11 protein-coding genes are annotated in these 20,799 nt (G+C 55.5%); 4 read left to right on the top strand and 7 right to left on the bottom strand.

The window, feature by feature from the left end:
• Positions 1-374: 374 nt before the first annotated feature.
• On the bottom strand, positions 375-923 hold the full coding sequence (locus NHH03_RS20610; protein WP_253159179.1) for a hypothetical protein: 549 nt from the start codon (positions 921-923) through the stop codon (positions 375-377).
• Between the two features lie 448 nt (positions 924-1,371).
• On the opposite strand from NHH03_RS20610, the gene NHH03_RS20605 reads away from it, so the two are divergent.
• Positions 1,372-1,767, top strand: coding sequence for a (R)-mandelonitrile lyase (locus tag NHH03_RS20605; protein ID WP_253159177.1), 396 nt, complete (start codon positions 1,372-1,374; stop codon positions 1,765-1,767).
• Between the two features lie 12 nt (positions 1,768-1,779).
• On the opposite strand, the gene NHH03_RS20600 is transcribed toward NHH03_RS20605, so the two are convergent.
• The 4 genes from NHH03_RS20600 to NHH03_RS20585 all read right to left on the bottom strand — a co-directional run bounded on the left by NHH03_RS20600 (position 1,780) and on the right by NHH03_RS20585 (position 4,496).
• Entirely contained in the window at positions 1,780-2,022 is a 243-nt protein-coding gene (locus NHH03_RS20600) for a BON domain-containing protein (RefSeq protein WP_253159175.1), read from the bottom strand.
• Between the two features lie 75 nt (positions 2,023-2,097).
• A complete protein-coding gene (locus NHH03_RS20595; RefSeq protein WP_253159173.1) occupies positions 2,098-2,541 on the bottom strand; it encodes a hypothetical protein in 444 nt (147 codons plus the stop codon).
• A 69-nt stretch (positions 2,542-2,610) separates the two neighbouring features.
• Positions 2,611-3,696: a flotillin-like protein FloA gene (gene floA, locus NHH03_RS20590; protein WP_390895600.1), complete on the bottom strand. Its 1,086-nt coding sequence runs from the start codon at positions 3,694-3,696 to the stop codon at positions 2,611-2,613.
• 434 nt (positions 3,697-4,130) lie between these two features.
• The gene (locus tag NHH03_RS20585; protein WP_253159171.1) at positions 4,131-4,496 is read right to left on the bottom strand and encodes a DUF2200 domain-containing protein; all 366 of its coding nucleotides are present in this window, start codon (positions 4,494-4,496) and stop codon (positions 4,131-4,133) included.
• 342 nt (positions 4,497-4,838) lie between these two features.
• Here NHH03_RS20585 and NHH03_RS20580 point away from each other — a divergent pair, with 342 nt between their 5' ends.
• Together NHH03_RS20580 and NHH03_RS20575 are read left to right on the top strand one after the other, a co-directional pair.
• Positions 4,839-5,321 carry a VOC family protein gene (locus tag NHH03_RS20580; RefSeq protein ID WP_253159169.1) on the top strand — a complete coding sequence of 161 codons (483 nt, stop codon included), beginning with the start codon at positions 4,839-4,841 and terminating at the stop codon, positions 5,319-5,321.
• A gap of 173 nt (positions 5,322-5,494) precedes the next feature.
• Positions 5,495-5,920: a VOC family protein gene (locus NHH03_RS20575; protein ID WP_253159168.1), complete on the top strand. Its 426-nt coding sequence runs from the start codon at positions 5,495-5,497 to the stop codon at positions 5,918-5,920.
• A 163-nt stretch (positions 5,921-6,083) separates the two neighbouring features.
• Here NHH03_RS20575 and NHH03_RS20570 read toward each other — a convergent pair whose 3' ends face one another.
• A complete protein-coding gene (locus NHH03_RS20570; RefSeq protein WP_253159166.1) occupies positions 6,084-18,887 on the bottom strand; it encodes an SdrD B-like domain-containing protein in 12,804 nt (4,267 codons plus the stop codon).
• Between the two features lie 570 nt (positions 18,888-19,457).
• Here NHH03_RS20570 and NHH03_RS20565 point away from each other — a divergent pair.
• The gene (locus tag NHH03_RS20565) at positions 19,458-20,315 is read left to right on the top strand and encodes a pirin family protein (protein WP_253159164.1); all 858 of its coding nucleotides are present in this window, start codon (positions 19,458-19,460) and stop codon (positions 20,313-20,315) included.
• 71 nt (positions 20,316-20,386) lie between these two features.
• Here the strand turns inward: NHH03_RS20565 and NHH03_RS20560 are convergent, their stop codons facing one another.
• On the bottom strand, positions 20,387-20,704 hold the full coding sequence (locus NHH03_RS20560) for a hypothetical protein (RefSeq protein ID WP_253159162.1): 318 nt from the start codon (positions 20,702-20,704) through the stop codon (positions 20,387-20,389).
• Positions 20,705-20,799: the final 95 nt, after the last annotated feature.

Here is a 20,799-nt window from a genome sequence, read left to right as displayed (position 1 = left end):
AGGCACTGGTTTGGGGAAACTTGACGCGTCAGTTTTGAAGCCAGCGTTTACTTAAGCCCAGCGGGCGACAAAATGACTATCTACTTTGGCACCAAAGGGGTTGGTTTTTGTTAGCGGCAGGGCGAGCCCTCCGGTATTTCACGGTGTTTTTGCATCGCGTCACCGGACGGCTCGCGCCGTACCGCTACAAAGTAGATGGCATTGAGCTCACTCCGCCGGCACTTCGTGTAGCGCCCTCTGAGGCTGGCAAAACCGCTGGCTCCAAAAAGCGCCAGCGAGGGATTTAGTATGTTAACGGGATCCCTCGCGGACACGTCACGCTTGCGATTAAAACGCAGAGCTCAAACGTTTAAACCGGCGAGACGGTCTGTGTGCTATGAAGCCGGTGACGAGAGAGCTTCGATCGCATCGGCAATTTCTGCTGCCACCGTCTGCACACAAGAAACACTCTCGCAGGCCGCCAACTTTCCCCGGTAGCGTGCCACGGTGAGTGCCAGACCGATGTCCTGTTTCCGTGTGTTTCTCAATTCCATCAACAACCAGCCGCCGACGCCGCCGGCGCCACCGACAGCGGACAGCACGCCAATGATTTCGTCGGTGGAATCTTCCCCGGAAACCAACTTGACCAATCCGAAAACAAGGATCAGGACAAACGCGGCGAGAACGATCCAGCGAAGTGCCTGCAAAAGCCGTGTGTCACGCAGCGACAAATCGAACTTCATTTCCAATTGATTGATGGCGGTTTCGACACGCCGCCGCGTGGCTTCAAAATCCATCGGGGGAACCGGCGGCGGCGTGGACTCCGCTCCATCGACGGTTTCAGTGATCTTTGATTCCGGTCGCGAAATCGAATGTAGGTCCTGAACAACATGCTGAAGTTCATGACCTAGCTTCGCCTTCAAACTCTGATTCAAGATGCTCACAACCTGACCTCATGGTACTTGGTTCGTTCCTGCAGAATTACCAGCACTCATTGTATCGCCCAGGTGTCCAGAACTTCTCACCGAAATGCCAGTTCGCACGTGGGCGTCTCAGCCGACCGCTGCGCTAGATCGTTTGCTCGAACCACCTCGCCAACTTTCGATCGTCGATTCCGTCGTAAATCACCAGTGCCTTATCGGTGGTTCGGCCCAGTTCAACTTTCCGATGATCGGATTGCTATCTCGGCAATGAATTCGTCGCATCAATCGACATTCAATGACATGACATCGCGACCATCCAAATGCCAGGCCCCAGGCATTCCTTCATGGTAGAACTATCCCTGCCAACCCATCGCAACGCGTTGCTGTCTGAACGTCGATTGGCAGCGAAAACTCGCAGCGGGGCGTTTCTTTTTTCGAATCTGACCAGGAGAACAACGTGGGAAATGACATGAAAATCGTTCGAGCCGACTCGGAGGCTGCGCGGCAGGGTCCGGCTGACTGGTTCACCGGTGCGGTGCGGATGGTCCCCCAGTTTCAAGCCGAGGAACCATCTTGCGTGTCCTGTGTCCAAGTGTCCTTCGATCCCGGTGCGCGGACGGCATGGCACACACATCCGCTCGGCCAGCACCTGATCATTACCTCTGGGGTCGGCTGGGTGCAGCAGCAAGGCGGGCCGGTCGAAGAGGTTCGTACAGGTGATGTCGTCTGGTTCCCGCCGGGCGTGAAGCACTGGCATGGCGCATCGCCCACCAGCGCCATGTCACACCTTGCGATTCAAGAAGCACAAGATGGCAGCGCTGTCGATTGGCTGGAACACGTCAGTGAACAGCAATACCTGCAATAGCAGTGGATCCATTTACATGGTCGGCTTCTTGCGCTCGATCACCTTCATTTGGTCGACCACGCGACGGATACCCTGGACGGCTGAGACGCAGCGAACAATTGGTTTTCGCTCAAACTCGTTTTTCAGCGTTCCCGTGATGATCGCATCACCACCGCGAACGGTTGCAACCACTTTGGCTCCGGAACATTTCTGCATCAATTTGCGTTCGACATTCTTCAACAGCGTTTTGTCGGGGATTTGATTTCCAAACATCATCGATACTCGGGGTATGAATTCGAAAGGGCATAGGTCGGTTCAACTACTGAACCGAAACGGGAATCAAGACTCTACTCAGCTGGGTTGTGTTTCTGCCGGGCGGCTCGTCACCTGAAATCCTGATGAAATTGGATCCACACGGTAGGTCTGTGAGGATCGATCGAGCGTCAACTGAAACGAGAGCGTCACGTGGGGAGCATTTTTTTGAACTGCTTCCAAAACGGCTTCCATGGTGACCGCAGACAACTGAGCTTCCTGCGGTCCGGAGGCATCAACGACCACCAAATGAATCACCTCTGCTGATTCGGCGATTCGGTTCTTCAAATAGCCTTTGACCAGTGGATAGGGCATCAGCGGACGATCGCATTGGGCGGCAAACCTGTCATAGGGGCCTTTGCCTGAAAACCCATAAATCACTTGGTATTCTTGGTCGCCTTGCTGCTGCGACAGGGGCGGCCCGAGACGCTCTGTGCCGTCTCGCAAGACGTCGCAGGGGGTGTTGGCTGAGAGAGCGTTCATTGAACAGAGCCTTTGTAGGGATCGATTGCAGAGCCAACCAATTGGCTGGCTGCTTATTTCGGTGAGGATTCAATTGAGTTGCGGAGGATTCTCGTAACCGACAATTCTCGATTGGTTGTCTTTGGCAGCGCTGGTCGTTGTCGATCGACGATTTCGGGATCGATTCAAAGCCGCTTGCTGCTGCGCTTTCGACCGCAACTGTCCGCTGCGGAACGCATTGGCCAGTGCCGTGGGCACCTGTGCTTCGACCAGTACCAGTTCGGCGCGGCACTGCGCCGTCTTGGCTCTCATTTTCTGCACCTGCGCCACCGCTTCGGCGCGACGTCCTTCGGCCTGCGCTTGAGCGATTCGAGTGTCGGCTTCCGCCTGGTCCCGTTGCAGTCGAGCACCGATGTTCTCGCCGACATCGATATGAGAAATATCAATCGAGACGACTGAGAATGCGGTGTTGGCATCCAAGCCATGAGCCATCGCACCTTTGGAGATTTGCGATGGCATCTCCAGCACGTCCGTGTGTGAATTCGCTGATCCGACTGCGGAAACGATTCCTTGGCCGACGCGTGCAATGATCGTTTCTTCGGTCGCCCCGCCGATCAGTTGGTCTAGGTTCGTGCGCACCGTTACCTTCGCACCGACCAGCAGCTCGACACCATTTTTAGCGACCGCGCTAAGCCATTTCTTCGCATCGCCATCCTGGCGCGGGCAATGGATCACTTTGGGTGAAACACTGGTCTGCACGGCAAGCAGGACATCGCGTCCGGCAAGGTCGATTGCGGCCGCGCGATCAAAGTCCAAATCGATCCCGGCGCGCTGCGCGGCGATGATCGCCCGCACGACGTTCTTCACATCTCCACCGGCCAAGTGGTGAGCTTGCAAACGATCCGTACTCATTCCGCCCGCGCGGTCGATTCGTAAACCTGCCTGCCGCCCCATGATTTTGGCGGTCACGATCAGCTGATGATCGATCCTCAGAAAGCTCATCACGATCAAGCTTTTCATGCTGACGTCCGCGCCCGACATGTACGCTTGAAACCACAACGCTCCCCACTTGGCGAACACCGCAATCAAAATCAAGACAGCCGCGACCAGGAACAACGCAACACCGACGGCGACTTGCTCCAAACTTGGAAACCAAACACTCAGAATCAGTTCCACTTCGACTGCCTCCTAAAATAGGGCAGAAGCCTTGCGGTTTGCCGAGAAAACAAATGCTCCAGACACAACCCTCATTGCCCCCCATGGGACAGTCATTGAGCCCGACGCAGATCGTCGACGTCTCGTCACCGCGGGGTGCTGTCTTGCGAACAGACCATTTGATCGACGCACCCAACCCGTTTAGAAACCGCGCACAAGAAAAGCCGATGCGGTATGACACTCCAAAGTGCTTCGCCGCATCGGCTTACGTTTTAACGAGCCCTCACACGCATTTCGACGAATCGGAATGCCAGATTGCTCTTTATCTTGTCGTCCGGTTTTCGCGAAGAAGCGGTTGACTGAACCGCCCTTTCAACACCTGTATTGTACCCCGCTGGATTAATAAAACAAGAGACAACAGCTGATTTGGCCTGTACGACATTTGCACACTCACTTCATTCTGCACGCAGGATTTTCTCCATCTTGCGCCCTTTTGCCAACTCATCCACCAACTTGTCTAAGTATCTGGCCTTTTGCGTTAACGGATTTTCAATCTCCTCTACCCGATGGCCACAGATAACACCGGTGATCAAGTGTGAATGCGGATTCAATTTCGCGCGCTTGAAAAACTGTTCATAAGTCACATTGTCGCTGATCTGTTTCTGCAGCATTTTTTCATCGAAGCCCGTCAACCAACGAATCACCTGATGCAATTCTTGTTTGGTTCGGCCCTTCTTTTCAACCTTTGCAAGAAGGTGGGGGTACACCGCGGCAAACGTGATGTTCGCGATGCGTTCATCAGGGTCGTATTGGCGGTTCATCTCAGACGATTCTCCCAGACGCGGTTTTTACTATCAATTTGACATCGGTTGGTCGCATTTGGTCGTGTTGACCAAACAGCAAGATCAGTCGCGAGTTTCTCTCCGATGCCAAACCCTCCCGGCAACTTTTAAAAAAAATCCAGGCCGGTGTCGATTCTACTGATCGCTGTTCGACAAATTCCCAAAGGATTATAGAAGGTGGAATCGTTCGGAGCTACAAATCAACAACGAACCAGTCGATTTCACCGGTGGCCTCCGCGCCGATTCCAATGATTTGTTGGACTGGATTTTACTGTCAGAACCTCGCGATTTGATCACGCTATGAAGAAGAGAACGATTGAGATGAAACCAGCCAAAAACACGATTTGTCTTTGGTACGACCAGGATGCCGAAGCCGCCGCCAGGTTTTACGCCGACACGTTTCCAAATTCCACGGTTGGTGCGGTGCACTATGCACCGAGCGATAACCCATCGAGTCAGGCGGGCAGCGCGTTGACCGTCGAGTTTACGGTGATGGGGATTCCCTGTATCGGGCTCAATGGTGGACCGGGTGTCGAGCATAACTGGGCGTTTTCGTTTCAAGTCGCAACCGAAGACCAAGCTGAAACAGACCGCTATTGGAATGCCATCCTGGCGGGCGGCGGTGAGGAAAGCCAATGCGGCTGGTGCAAGGACCGCTGGGGAGTCAACTGGCAGATCACGCCAACTGTCCTGACAAAAGCATTTACCGGCTCAGACCGCGCCGTCGCCAAGCGTGCCTTCGATGCGATGATGAACATGAAAAAAATTGACATTGCAGCGATTGAAGCAGCGATTCGTGGATGAGCTTGGTCGTGCCACCACAAATGCGTCATCACCATCGGTTCGTCTCCAGCGTGCGTAGGCAGATGGCTAGGACTCGTTGAGTACATGCTGCCCAGTGGTGATTGACCCGGCGATGAAAAAACAAAGTGATCTGATAACAGCGTCTGAACCAAACCCAATCAAGGAGAAATCTGATGTCCAAAATGATTTTTGTGAACTTGCCCGTTGCTGATCTCAAAGCGTCGATGGCATTCTATGAAGCCCTTGGATTTGAGAACAATCCACAGTTCACTGACGACACCGCTGCTTGCATGGTATGGAGCGAGGCGATTTATGTGATGTTGTTGACACACGATAAATGGCGGACGTTCACGAGCCGTCCAATCCCTTCGGCTGATTCAAGCGAAGTGATGTTGGCCCTGTCCTGCGATGACCGAGCAGCGGTCGACAAACTGAATGACATTGCGTCGCAACTTGGTGGCACTGCCGACATCAATCCCAAGCAGGATTTGGGGTTCATGTACAACCGCAATCTGGCTGATCTGGATGGCCACGTTTGGGAAATGATGTGGATGGATCCAAACGCGATGTCAGACCCAGAATCAGCCACCGAGCAATAGCCCTGCACTTAAGCACGCAAAGAACTGGATTAATAAAGGTGACATCAAATTAGCCTGATAGATAATGTCAGAGTCGCGGACGGTCCGGCTCAATCAATCGCAGGCTCACTCGACGGAGTGACCATGATGAAACGTCGTACCCTAAGATCGTGCTTTGACACGGCTAAATGCGTCGCAGAAATCGACGACTCAATTGGCCGTAGTCGAGACTATCGATGTCACCGTCGTCATCAAAATCGAATTGCGAATCGAAGTTGCTGTCTCCGAATTTTGATTGGAACGCCAAACCAAAACTGACAAGATCGTGGCCATCTACGTCCCGATCGCCATCGAAATCGCCGTAGAATCGAAAGAACCGGTCGTTCTGCGTGGCACCAAATTCGAGTTGATCTCCGGTGATTCCGTCTCCGTTGGCATCCAACCCGCCGCCATCGATGCTGACAATTTTGCTGCCGTCGATGCTCAGTTGATAGCTTCCGTCCACTAGTGATCCGGAATGGACGTTGGACCCACTGAAGGTCAGATCGGCGATCGTATGCCCGGCTGCATTCATGCGGGTCGTTAGCGCGACGGTCACCGCGCCGCCGTCCCCATGTTGGATGACGGTGAAGGCCCCTTCGCCAATCGTGACCTCCGCATCAAATTCAATGGACAGCGACTCGACACGCGATCGCTGTGCGGAACCGTCCCCGATGACAATGTTCTCCGAAGAAACTTCGACCAAGTTGTTGACGGCCAGTGTGAGATTCTTTTCAAACATCAGACCAGCAGCGTCGGTGACGCGAATCCGCACTGCGTAGCTGGATTGCGACTCGTGGTCGAGCGATTCGCCCTGCCGTAGATACAGTCCGTTGGCATTGATCGTGAATCGAGCATTGTCAGTGTCACCGCTGCCGGTGACCAACTCAAAGCTATGTGTGTCAGCGGGATCGTTGTCAACGGCGGCCAGGCTTGCAAACAGCAGGTCAGCCGCTGATGTGTCTTGATTCTCGTCGATCGAGTCTTGTGACAGCGTGACGTCCGTTGGCGCATCCGGTGGGTTACTGCCAAAGTCAAGGTTGGCAGCGATGGTGGGAGTGGTGATTGAGACCAGATACTGGGCGGACGCCGGTGCGGTCGCTTGCCAATGGACAGGTACAACTTGACCGACCGCGTAGTCACCCGTCGTCAACGGCTGACCGGGTGATGATTCGGTGAACCGATACGTGCCAGTTTCATCGATCGGCGTGCCGGCATCATCACTGGCAGTGACCAGCGATGGTTCGCCTGCATCGAATTGACCATTACGATTGAGGTCCAGGTAGACCGTCCGGCCCGCAACGCCGGATTCATTTGGATCAAATAGGCCGTTGCTGTTGTCGTCCTGCCACAGAGTTCCCGAAAGCGATGAATTCGGGAACGTGGGCGGTGCCGCGATCACAAAATTTTGTCCGTTGAACTGCGCATCGGGGACGACGTGTAGCGACTGGAATTCGGCGTCCGCAGTATCGGCCGCGACTGCGAATGGACGGTATCCAACCGGCAACGAACGAATCGTATCGCCCGATTCCGTTTGCACGCGGATCGAATTGGTCGAAGAACCGTAGAATTCACCATCTGCCGCAGCGAGTCCCCATGACTGGTTTGTGGCTGGCAGGATCGATTCAATCACTCCCGAGTCCGGATGGATGACTAGCCCTTCGCCGGATCCCGTGCGTGTGAACAACCGTGTGCCATCCAGCGATTGACTTAGGTTGCTACCGAAGACGTGACTGCTGCTGTTGATCGTATTGATGTCCAGCGTGTTCAGCACCACTCCGTTTTGAACATCTAGTCGGGTGATCGTCCCCGCGTCGCGATTGAGAACGAACACGTCGCCAGCTAGCGCGGTCAATCCCTCGTAGGCGGCATCGGGAAGGTCGAAGAAGAGTTCGGTCTCCCCACTGACTGGATCGAGCACCCAAACGCCAGCGGTCGACGAGTAGTACAGTCCACGCTGGTCTACCGCCAAACCGGAAGCGACCGTGGAATCTCCGGGAGCGGCAAAGGACCGTAGCGTTTGCCCGGTGATGGGATCATGTTGCGCAATGGTGGACGTGCCCTCAAAAACCTGCAAGCCGAACAAGCGGGTTGCCTGTGAAGATGCCGTGACCTGCAGCGTTGATTCAACCGCGACCCAGTAGTCGCCTGGCAGCAGTGATTCAAAGGCATAGATTCCACCGGCGTCGGTTTGTGTCCAGGCTTCCCCGGCATTGCGAACGCCATCTCGATTGCTGTCCAAAAAGACAACCGCATCAGCGACTTCTTCGCCGGCATCCACACTGCCGTTGCCGTTCAGATCATGGCTGACAATGCCGCCGACGCGACTGAAAGTGGAACGATGTGCCAGTTCAACTGACGATTGTGTACCAGCGGTGGCGGTGATGGGAACACCGGTCCGTTCAAAGTGCCCACCGATAAAACCATTGACAAACGGATTCCCACCTTGAGAAACGACCTGGAAGTTCGCATCCAGCTTCACTAAACCGCCGCCCGTTCCCAGACCCCGAACAAGGTATTGCCCCTCAAACACAGCAGCTGACCAAACAAATCCGAAGGTGTCCGGGACGTGATGGGCTGCGGTCACGCGGGCTGTCTTGGGGTCGACAACGAAAACGCGATCGTCGTCGCGGGAGAAAACGATCAGCGACGATCCGTCGATGGATTCAGTGACGGAGGTCGACAAGCTGGGCAGCAAAGGGACCGATGGTTGGTCTGGATACGCCGAGATTGGCATCGCACCGTAGAACTGAGAGCTGAGCGGATCGAAGCGTGCCAGTTCATTCGGGCCACCGATCGATAGATAGACCGTTTGGTCAATGACGGCCAATCCATAGCCAGTCACCGTCGCACCGCTGGAATTGACTGGCAACGGTGTTTCGCTGATGAAGGTTCCGTCGAGAGCGACTTGGATCAAGACGCCGCGTCCGTTATCAACCACCAGTAATCGGTTGCCAATTCTTGTGACTGAGTCGGGATAGACGGTTTCAATCTCCGTCGTGATGACTGACTGGACGATCCCTTCCGATGAAACGAATCGTATCTGTAGCAGGTACTCCGGACCGGGGGGGCCATTGGGATTGCTGACCCGAGTCACGCCAATCAGCGATTCTTCCGAACCGCTAACCCCCAATTGCACATATCCGGCCAAAGGTTCAGTGTCGACAAGGTGATTGCCCGGTTGCACACCGGAAATGATGTAACTGCCGTCAACACCACTGACATCAAACGGTTCATCGAGATCACGGAAACCATTCCCGTCGTAGTCGACAAAGACAGTGACGCCTGCGAGCGGCGCTTCGCCGGTGTCAAAGATCCCGTTCTGGTTGCTGTCGATGTACTGGGTTCCGCTGACCGTATGTGTATCTGCGGTAATGCCAAAATCCATTCCGGCCAGATCCTTGCCAGCCTGCACACGAACACGATGCGAACTGGCCGTGACTTCGGCAGCCCCCAGCCCGTAGACGTATCCATAGCCCGGGGCCGGAATTATACGAACGAACGAACCGAATGGATCACGCACGGCGTGACTAAGCTGATCCTGGCCACTGATGGAATTCGGTTCGTACAACTCGCCTGCTGCACCTGCGGCACCGGATCCCATGTAGATGTTGCTGAACGTTTGCAGGATCAATCCGGTGTCGGGATCGACAATCAACATGTCTCCGTTGGTGACGTTGACGGCCAAGTTTTCGCCGTCCGCGGCTTCCGCCAAGGACCAGCCGATGTTGTATAGACCGGGAATGCCCTCGTTGATTTCACCAAGATCCCACGTCGTCACCAAACGCCGCCGCGTGAGGTCGACAACGTCGATCGTATTGGCCGCCGAGTCGACGACAAAGGCTCGCTGGCCGATGATTGCCAAGCCATCGTTTGTACCACCGGGAACATTGATGGAATCGACGATTTCACCCGTCTGTTTGGACAAGATGTCGATCGTGGACCTGTTGACCAAGTACAACCAATTGGCGTCCACTGCCAAACCAACTGCGATGTCGGTGGGATAGGGCGATGGAAACTGGTGCAGCAACTCTCCGGTTAGCGGATCGATCTGTTGGATCACCGCGTCTTCGCTAGCAGGCTTCAGATACTCAAACAATTCGACCGTGTCGTCTGTCCAAGCATGGGCCATCACATCGGCTGTCGGGACGACCCTGACGTCATACTCGCCGGGTCCGAGTCCGCTGAAAGCGTAGGTTCCCGTCGCGTCCGTCACCTGCTGCGGTTCATTGATGTCCAGTGACCCGTTGCGATTGAGGTCCAAATAAACTTCGACGCCGGCCAGAGTGGTTTCCCCACCGTCGAGGATTCGATTGCTATTCGCATCGCCGATGATCGTTCCGGAAATGGTCGAGTGGGTCGAAAGCATTTGGAATTCGACCGAGACGGCTTGGTTTTCAGAAACAGAAACGCTGGCGCGGGCCACTCGGTGTTCACCGCCGGCCAGGCTGTATTGACGGTGTGGAACGTTGAAAACGCGATTCAGGTTCAGTGCCGAATCAAACACGTGGATGTTGAAATCACGATCGGCAACATAGATCTCGCCGCCTAGTGTCGCGGCCGCAATTTTATCCAGTGGTCCGTTTGCGCCAGGCGCCGGCGAAAAGGTCGCCGTTGCTGATGTCGGGTCTAGAGTGAACCATTGATCGTCGTCGGTGGCGATCAGGATCGAATTTCCATCCGCCGACTCGGTCACCGCCTTGAGTGCCGTTGGAACTTCGATTGCATGCGTTAGCGGGGGAGGTGGGTACTGGATTGTTACCGGGCGGACACTCAAAAACGCATTGGCGTGGGGATCGTATTCCGCCAGCGACAACCAGCCGCCCACTCCGGTCTGAATGTAAAACACCGACCCGCCCACCACGGCGGGACCAAACCCATTGACCGGCGAGTATTCGAGCTGACCGTTGGTTGGGTTGATGAACGGCTCGCCGAGCGGCAGACTCTGAATCAACCGACCATCCGTTGTCAATTGATACATGATGTCATCGACATCATCGACTAGCAGCAATCGGGTCCCGTCAAACGCCAGTCCCACGGCGCCAGTGGTCAAGGGGATGTCCGTCAGCACATGTTGTAAGACGTCGCCATTGATCGGATTGAATTCCCAAAACTCCGCGTACAGCCCGGTCGGCGAACTGCCATCGGGATAGGGTTCGACACCGAACAAACGCCCGTCGGGCGTGTAAACATCGCTGGCTCGATAGCCTGCCGGTGCCAGCGTACTGATCTGGTAGTTGCCGGGCGCGAGATTCTCTAGCGTGTAGGAACCGTCGGCGGCACTGACCGTGGAGACTTCGCCGGCATCGGGCCAGTCGTTGCCGTTGGTGTCGATGAACACCGTCACGCCTGGAATCAACGTGTCGTCGCCGTCAATGATTCCATTGCCATTGGCATCTTCGCCGATCACGCCAAAGATCGTTCCGCCAAACGACTGATATCCCTGGTCCAAAGTAATGTCAGAGGATCCTGTGATCGGTGTGCCGTATTCCACAAATGATGCGGCCCCCAAACCGGGTGCGTTTGGGTTGGCGATCGTCCGCACTAAGTTCAGGTTCTGGTCAAAAACCTGAAGCGATCCATTGGTGCTTGCATTGCGGAGAAACAGTTCGCCGCTGAAGCTTGCCGCGGACCAGATGCCATTGGCGGTCAGCGGGAAATGGAACACGTCAACGATCTCCGCGGACAATGGGTCCAAGACCAGGACCCGGTCGTCCTGGTTGACGAACATCCATATCGATAGACCGTCCGGCGATTCAACGAGATTTCCCGAAGATGGGATCGACGCCAGTTCGCTGGTCAGGGCGGAAGCGATCGTAATCGGACGCTCGTGGAACAGGTTTCCGGTCACCGGATCCAAAGTACGAATCTTAAATTCGTTGCCCGTGATCCAATACACCTTGCCACCGACCACAGCCGGGCCTTGGCTGTAGGGTATCCCACCGGTACTGAGCGGCGGGATCGGCAATTCTCGAACCAGACCGCCTTGGGGCGTGAGTTGAATCAGCACGTCTCGGTCGTTGTCGATGGTGTAGATGTAGCGACCATCAGTGGTTGACAGATTCGGCGATAGGACCGGGATTTCGGTTTGGACCTCACGAACCATCGAACCGGTTTGTGGATCGAAGTATTTGATCAACATCGATTCGCCCGTCGGGCTCGATGAATCAGCCACGTCGCTGGGGCCAACCAACAAATCGCTCACCGAATCGAACGACGTCGGACTGATCGTCGACGGCCAGATGCGGCGGATCCAAACGTCGTCCTGCGGCACATGGTTTAAAACGTAGGTCCCGTCCACTCCGCTCACGTCTGCTGGTTCCCCAGCGTCCAGCAATCCGTTGTCGTTCACGTCGGCATAGACCGTGATTCCAGCCAGTGGAGCCTCACCTGCATCAAACTGCCCGTCAGCATCTGTATCTTGAAATTGGATGCCAGAAACCGTGCGAACTTGCAGTAACACGCCAAAATCGTTGCCGACAGACGATTGATCGAGAGCCAGCGTAAGCTGGTACGAATGATCGATGAAAAAGTTTGCTGCCGCAGAGTTGGGCGCAACACTTAGATTCTCAGTCTGCAGCACATTGCCACTGGCATCCAAAGTCGACAACTGCCCGGGAGCATCATGCGAGAGAAAGACTTGGCCTTCCGCTCCCGCCATGCCTAGGTGCCGTAGCGATCCGGATGGGACGGGAAAATCATCCAAGACGATCCCGGTCTGCGGATCGACAACCAGCACGCTGTCCGACAGATTGCGTACCAAGAGCGCCGCGCCGTCAGCCGATTCCCCCAGCGAATACGCCAGATCCAGTTCGCTGGACGTGTAGCCCGACGTCGCATTGATATCTGGAATCGAAAATGCAGCGTTCTGCGATCGCGTTGTCAGATCATAGCTGTAGATAATGTTGTCGATCGCATTGAGCAGATACAGATTGTTTCCCAACACAGCGGCTCCCTCGGCAGGCAGATTTCCTGTAGCCACCGCGAAGCGATCGATTGCCTGAAAGGAAAAGGGATCAATCACGATGACCGCCGGCGCGCCGGTGTTCATCTTCCCTGCAGCGTAAATCCAGTCCCCGTCAAATGCCAAGGCACCGCTGACCACATAGGACCCCAATGGACCGCCGACCGCCGATTCGCGAATCACGCCCCCTGTGGTCGGGTCGACTTGCTGGATTTGATTGCTGCCATGCATCACAAAGACTTGCGTTTGATGCACATTCGGCAAGGTGATTGCCGCTGAAATCGGCAATGAGATCCGAATCGCCGTTTGCCCCGGAATCACATCCTGTAGCAAATAGCTGCCATCGCCAGCGGACACGGTCGACAACTCGCCTGGATCCAACTGCCTGTTGTTGTTCGCGTCCACATAGACCGTCGCACCGGGATATCCGAGCTCGCCTGGATTTTGCACACCATCCAAGTTCAAGTCATCAAAAACAACTCCCGCGACCTGGGTTTGGTTCGCATGGATGGCAAAGTCGACTTCGACTTGAGCGGTGTGTTCGGCCAACTCGACCACCACCGGCGATGCGCTCGTCACGACCGATCCCGGTTGTTGCTCGATCACCACCCGGTGAAATCCCAGCTGCAACTGATCGAAATGATACTCACCGGTGCCCGCAGCGGATGTCGTAAATGGCTCCCCCGCATCACGAACTCCATCCGCATCGGCATCCAAGAACACGGTCCATCCAGCCACGGGCAACTCGCCGCTGTCCTGTGTCCCGTTCCCATCCAAGTCATCAAACACTGTGCCGAAGATCGATGTCGCATTGGTAACCAAGCCGACATCAAACGTTTCGACCTGGTCCGGAGTTTCATAAAGTCGACCGGTTTCGACAGGCGACGTCGTGATCCAGGCAGGGTACATGTCATATCGGAAAGTGAAAAAATCAGAGGACAGCGGATTCCAATCAAACGGCACCGGTGTGATCTCGTATTGCCCGTCCGACGATGTCAGCACGTTGGTTTCAAACGAATCAAACGTGTTGTTGCTGTTGGAATCGCGATAGATGCGTTGATTGGCAACACCCGGTTCACCAATATCTCGGACGCCATTCTGGTTTAAGTCCTCAAACACGAAGCCGCGAATCGCCGTTCGGTTCCGCGTTGCGGGAATCTCAACCTCGAGCGACTCGTTCTCAAACCCAAGTTCCGCTGTCACGAGATGACCGGGGGAACTCAGATAGCTGAACCAGTAGTCCGCGACGACGACATCAAAGGTTCCCAGCGGAACGTCGGTGAACGTGAACACGCCACCTTCGTCGATGCCCTCTGTACTTGCATCGTCGTAAGGCGTCCTCAATAGCGGTTCACCTGTATTGCGAACTCCGTTTTGGTTGTAGTCCAAGTAGACGCCCGCGTTCTCCGCACCGACTTCACCGGCATCTCGGATTCCATTGTTGTTGACATCGTCAAACACAACGCCGGTGACACTGCGCCGCGGATCGCGTTCCACTGGAACCGCGCTTGAGGATGCGTCTCCGTTGCCGATCCCCATCCCGCCAAGGGGGCGTCCCGAGGAGTCGACGATTGAATCATCGTCTGCCAAACGCAACGCGATCGTGCCGTCGCCCGTTCCGGTATCGACCAGGATGTCAAAAACCGTGGCATTGCCGCGGTCAGTGATGCTAGAGATCGTGGCGTCGGTAACGCCGATCGAATCGAGCAAAAAATCACTCCCGTCGACACCGCTCACGGGCTCGGTGAAAGTGACCACAAACGGAAGCTGTTCCGTTCCAATCACATACGGTAGGGTGCTGGCGATCGAGGCGACATTGGGTGACGTGGAATCCACCGGCAGTTGCTGGGCGGTGTTCTGCCCCTCCAATACTTGGACGTCGGCCACCCGATCAAACGCAAGCTTTGCATGCACCAATTCTGCGGCGCGGCTATTGACCCGCAGCACCGATGTCGATCCTAGCGCGATCATCATCGACGAGGACGATTCATTGATCCCCAAACCGGATGGATCCTGCGTGCCATAGATTTCACCGACAGTCAGATCACCGGTTACCTGGTCACGATCGAGCACCAGCACGGAGTCGGTCAGCCCCATCGATACAAACACTCGCTCGCCATCCGCACTGCTCGCAAAGTCCAGCGGATAGGTTCGGTCGGTACTCGTCCCCACGGTCAAATCTTGAGCGTATTGAAGACTCCCGTCAGGCTGAATGCGATAGTGCCAAATTTTTTGCTCCGTCCAGTTGTTGGCAAAGTAGAGATCGTTGCCGTCCGCTGAAAGTTCCGCTGCAAACATTCCAGAGAAGGACTCACCCGTGGGCGCTCCAATCTCCTCCAGTTGGCTCAGTAGACCGCTGCTCAAGTCACGCTGAAAGACACGAAGTCGGACGTTACCGGAATCAACCGCGTACAACCGAGTGCCGTCGGCACTTAACTCCATATCCTTGACTCTTGCTACGCCACCGGTCGCCCCAACAAAGGACAGTGTGCCGTCGACCGGATCGATGTCATAGCGACTGATGTGATCGATCCCTCCCACATACAGTTGATCACCGGCTGGCGTTGCCTGCAGACTGTACGAGTACGTGTAGGGAATGTTGGTCGTTCCAACAGCGGTCAACATTCCAGTCGAACTGTCGCGAGAGTAGACCCGGATGGATCGCGTTTGATGCTCCAGGATGTACAGGAACGCTCCGTTGGGTGAGAACGTCAGGTCGCCAGACTTGTTGGTTGTATCGCCGAACTGATCGGGTAAAACTTGGATTTGGCTGACCGTGCCGGTCGCAGATGAAGGCAGCTGGTAAACGATGACATTGTTCGTCAAATGATCAAAGACGACCGCATGTTGATTGTCCGGACTCTTGGCAATCGACTTGTTATCGCTGGACAGATTGACGGGATCGGGAACACTGTGAGAGCTAGTGGCACTCCAGCCGGCGGCTTGTATGACCAAGTCGTAGGTTGGATCCTGAAGTCGGATGCGGTAGTCACCCGGTGGCAGCGCAGCAAAATCATAGTTGCCCGACTCGTCCACTTCCGTGGTGGCCGGATCATCAAAATCGGATTCGACCGTTGGCTCGCTGCCGACATCCAGCACACCGTTGTCGTTGATGTCCAGGTAAACGGTGACGCCACCGACGCCCGGTTCACCGCTGTCCTGCTGGGCATTGCGATTCGCGTCTTCATAGACGTGTCCTGAAATCGAACCGGGCAGCACTTCATGGATCCCAAAATTCGCCAACGAGATGCCATTTGCAACCGCGACCGGAACGGTTTGAGGCCCACCGGAAAACGGTAGCGTTTGGATCCAGGGAGCGACCGGTTCCCAACGCACCTGGTAGGTTCCATCGACGAGATCAGAGAGCGTGTATCGTCCAGACTCGTCGGTTGCGACGGTCACCGGATCATCGCTGGTGGTGATCGCACTGGGTTCGCCGGGATCGAAAACGGCGTTTTGATTCAAGTCCAAATAGAGTGTCATTCCGCCGACACCCGGTTCCGCAGCGTCTTGGAAACCATCGTCATTCAGATCCGAAAACACAAACCCTTGGATCTGACTCAATTCAATCGTGAATATGCCCAGCGCCGTCGTTGCCACTCCGACGCCATCAAGCGGAAGGCCGACCGCATCGAGGATACTGTCATCATCGTCCAGTGACAGCTCGATGGTGCCCTGGCCCGATGCATACGAAACCGTGACCGTCCAATCGGTGCCTGATCCCGCGACCGAATCGACTTGCCCGCCGGTCAAACCATTTGTGACCACCGAAAAGTCGTCCGTGGTGATTCCGGAAACCGGTTCACTGAAAGTCAGCAAGTAGCGAAGCGACGTTTGATTGGTTGGACTGGTATCGAGCATTGTTGCGGATACAAGGGTCGGATTTGCGCGATCCACTTCGACGACGTCGATCACCGCCGATCCATTTCCCATCAGCGGTTGGCCTTCGGAATCGGTGATGGAATTTCCCGTCTGGATTTGCAGCGACAGGCTGCCTTGGTGGCCCAACGCCAAGTCGACCGTCACCGTATACGTTGCCCCACTGCCGCTGACTTCGCTGACCGTCGCGCCGGCAAGTGAACCACCGAATCCAAAATCGCTAGCGTCCACGCCCAGCACAGGCTCGCTGAAGACGACCTCAAATTCGATCGAGTCGGCTGTGACGGGGGTTGAACCGGAGTAAGTCATCGACTCCAACATCGGAAACAGATTCGCCGCGGCAAAGGTGTTCATGGTGGTGGTGACTCCGGCGCTCACCGACGCCGAAACCTGCGTCGGAACCCAATCACCGACTTGGCGATCAAATGCGTACACCGCGTCATCGTAGGCCGCGACCAAATACAGTGACCGGCCGTCGTTGGAGAACTCAACATCCCAAGCCCCAAACAGCTGATTAAATCCGCCGACGTTGTTTTTGTAGGACTCGACCAGCGAAAGCGCACCAGTCGTGGGATTTCGGCTGTAGATCGCCAAGCCACCGGCGGTTTGATACGTCACCGCCACATGGTGCCCGTCTGGACTGACCAACACGGAAACAGGATCGGGGTTGCTGGTAACAAACGGATGTGACACGAATTGGTTGAACGAAACATGCCCCGTCACTTCGTCGCGGTTGAGCACCGCGACGCCTTGACTCAACCGCGAAGCGACGTACACATTTTGTCCGTCGGGGCTGACCGAAATGCCCCATGGTTGACTCAGTCCCGAAAAACCAGGTGTCGCATTGCTGACCGTTTGTGTCAGCGTCAGAAGCCCGGTCGCTAGATCACGTTGGTAAACATGGACCGCGTTTGAATTGCCAGAGGATAGATAAACGTGTCGCTGGTCGGCGCTTAAATCGACCGAAAACGATCCGCCGGTAGAACCGCTTAGCTTCTGTGCAAACGTCACCAAACCCGTCGCAGGATCACGGTTAAAAACCGCCAGCGAATTGCTGGACACGGCGGCCACGTATAGATTCTTGCCATCGGCACTGGCACGAACCGCCGTCGCTTCATTCAAACCGTCGACGCCGCCAACACCCTGTTTTAGCTGCCCTAGATAATCCAGTAGCCCAGTGACTTGGTCGCGGGCAAACATCACCAAGGTATCGTCGAGCGCCGACACCACGTACAGATGCTGGCTGTCCTGAGTGATTGCGATCGACTGTGCCCCAATCAATCCCGATACGCCGCCGCTGCCGTTGGCGACGGTTTGAACCCGAGTCAGTGCGCCGGTTGACGCGTCGCGCGAGTAAACGGTCACGGCGTTGTCCGCATAGGCCGCGATGTAGACAAAGTTTCCGTCAGGACTTTCGGTGACCCCAGCAACTTCTTCTAAAAAGTTGTTGCCACCGACGTTGTCCTGGAGCAATTGAATCTGCGACAACTGCCCACTTCCGGCGGTTCGTAGCGCCGGGTTCGTCTGCTGCCATCCCACCGGCTGTACCATCCGAACGCTATGAGGACCGGGCGCCACGTCAGCGATCAAATAGTTTCCCGACTCATCCATTCCGGTTGTTCCCGGATCGTCGGTTTGGGTCAGCGCTGATGGCTCGCCAACGTCAAACTGCTCGTTGAGATTCTGGTCAACATAGACCGTGACACCCGCAATCCCTGGTTCACCAAGATCGGCATACCCGTCGCTGTCGAGATCATTGATGACCTGTCCCGCAATGCTGCCGGTCGTGACCACTTCGAAACTGCCCGAAGCGAAATCGCCGTTGTTGTTGCCGACTCCACCCAACGGATTGAGCGATGCATCGACGATGGAATCATCATCAATCACCGACAAGCTGATCATGCCGCTGCCGCCGGAATTTGTGACCGTCACCACATAGTCAGCGCCGTCCCCGGTCACTGAATCGATGGTCGGCGTCACGTCTCCGGTCGTCGCAAATGCAAACCGTTCGGCCACAACACCGCTCACCGGATCACTAAAGACAACTTCAAAACGGAACGTAGGAGCAACGATTGGCGCAGGATCGATCAGTGAAATCGATTGCACGTCGGGTCCTGCCCCGGCCAGCAGATGCCGGGGCTCCAAGCTTTCAAAACGGCGTGCAGGCCGCCGTTGAGACCGCGAAATGAGATGATCGCGAAATCGCTGCCGTTTCGCTTTCCGTCGAAAGCCTGTGGATTGCGTAGATCCCATGTGGTCACTAATTGCGTGTGAGTCACCTTCGAATTACCACCAAGGGACATCAGGATACCCTAACCTTGCCCACTGATGGTGCACAAATGGCAACTTCGCCCGCTGCTTCGAGAAACCCAACTGCCCTCGAATTGGGATCCAAAGCGGGGCCCCCCTCTACGAGTGGGGTGCTGGATGCACCCTCGGTGAAGCTTGAATGACGCGAGACTGGGGTGTGAAGGCTGTGCCAGGACAATGGAGCGGTTATTGCTGACCGGCCGCCCATACTTGCGTTGCCGATTGTTGAGCGCTAGAAGTAAAGGAGTCGCAAATGCAATTCACTTGCGGCTTTCATCATGCCAGCGGTTACTGCATCCATGGCAGTTGAGTTGCAGCGCAACTGACGAAATCCCAGCATCAACGCAGTGTTCAATGAGAGACGCAATGAAGAAGATTCAACGCATCATCCGCAATGTTCCACTGCACTGGGTCGGTGATGGCTTTCCCGTCCGAAGTCTTTTTTCGTACGGCAGCGGGAACGAGTTCGATCCGTTTCTGTTGCTCGACTATGCAGGGCCACATCAGTTCTCTGCATCTAATGAAAAACGGGGTGTGGATGTGCATCCACACAAGGGATTTGAGACGGTCACGATTCTTTATCAAGGCGAACTGGCCCACCGTGATTCCAGCGGTGGCAGCGGACATCTCGGTCCCGGGGATGTTCAGTGGATGACAGCGGGAAATGGCATCGTTCACGAAGAGTATCACAGCGAGGCATTCACACGGCGGGGCGGCACACTCGAAATGGTGCAGCTTTGGGTCAATCTCCGCAGTGCCGACAAAGCAACGCCAGCAAAGTACCAGGACTTGCGTGACAGCCAATTTCCGCGCGTCGACATTGACGGTGGTGCGGGATCGGTTCGTGTGATTGCAGGACAATTCGGGGACGCCGTGGGAGCAGCCAGCACGTTCTCCCCGATCAATGTCTGGGATTTGAAATTCAGATCGGGTGCGAACGCCACACTAAAAGTGCCAGTCGGACACACGACGATCGTGATTGCTCAATCAGGCAACGTGAAAGTCAACGAATCACCCCTGAAAGCCGTCGAGTTAGCCTTGTTCGATCGCGACGGCGACTCGATCACAATCGAATCGGAAACCGAATCGCAACTGCTGGTCTTAACCGGCGAGCCCCTCGAAGAACCCGTTGTGGGGCAAGGTCCATTTGTGATGAACTCTCGCGAGGAAATTCATCAAGCAATTCGAGATTACCAAGCGGGAAAGATGGGACACCTGGCTTAATCATCGTCTACGCAATCAACCCCAGATCTGACTCCCGCCACTGCGCCTGCGGCCAATTTAAATGAGTTGCGTTAGCATCGGTGGCGAAACCATCCGAACGCTGCACCGACGACGATAGGAACGGGTAACACGCCGAAAAGGTAGACGAAAAAAACACCGATGAAATGACCCGCACTAGGACCAATTCCAGCTCCACCTACGTCGGCACCAGGAGGCGAGGTCAAACCGCCGACTAAAAACGTCACCACAGCGGAAAGAATCGAGAGAGTGATTGCAGCGCCGAGTGCACCGTAAAGCGGGCCGATTTTTTGACGCGTCACAGTGAGCCACAGTCCAACGCCTGCAACGGCGCCCAACCATGCTCCATTGAACGCAGGGCCGATGATCATCCACAAAATGTCATCGAAGTGGTCGAACCAATCTGTCCATTGTCCCGCTTGAAACAAGCTCCGGTCCAGCTTAGCCCGGGGTCACTGTCGAACCT

The organism is Stieleria tagensis (genome assembly GCF_024129865.1).
Lineage (GTDB): Bacteria > Planctomycetota > Planctomycetia > Pirellulales > Pirellulaceae > Stieleria > Stieleria tagensis.
This window is presented reverse-complemented; position numbering and strand designations above follow the sequence as displayed.

Excerpts from the sequence above, each read along its gene's own strand:
- NHH03_RS20565 (WP_253159164.1), top strand. The coding sequence starts at position 19,458 with ATGAAGAAGATTCAACGCATCATCCGCAATGTTCCACTGCACTGGGTC.
- NHH03_RS20585 (WP_253159171.1), bottom strand. The coding sequence starts at position 4,496 with ATGAACCGCCAATACGACCCTGATGAACGCATCGCGAACATCACGTTT.
- NHH03_RS20600 (WP_253159175.1), bottom strand. The coding sequence starts at position 2,022 with ATGATGTTTGGAAATCAAATCCCCGACAAAACGCTGTTGAAGAATGTC.
- NHH03_RS20580 (WP_253159169.1), top strand. The coding sequence starts at position 4,839 with ATGAAACCAGCCAAAAACACGATTTGTCTTTGGTACGACCAGGATGCC.
- NHH03_RS20595 (WP_253159173.1), bottom strand. The coding sequence starts at position 2,541 with ATGAACGCTCTCTCAGCCAACACCCCCTGCGACGTCTTGCGAGACGGC.
- NHH03_RS20575 (WP_253159168.1), top strand. The coding sequence starts at position 5,495 with ATGTCCAAAATGATTTTTGTGAACTTGCCCGTTGCTGATCTCAAAGCG.
- NHH03_RS20605 (WP_253159177.1), top strand. The coding sequence starts at position 1,372 with ATGAAAATCGTTCGAGCCGACTCGGAGGCTGCGCGGCAGGGTCCGGCT.
- NHH03_RS20560 (WP_253159162.1), bottom strand. The coding sequence starts at position 20,704 with ATGATCATCGGCCCTGCGTTCAATGGAGCATGGTTGGGCGCCGTTGCA.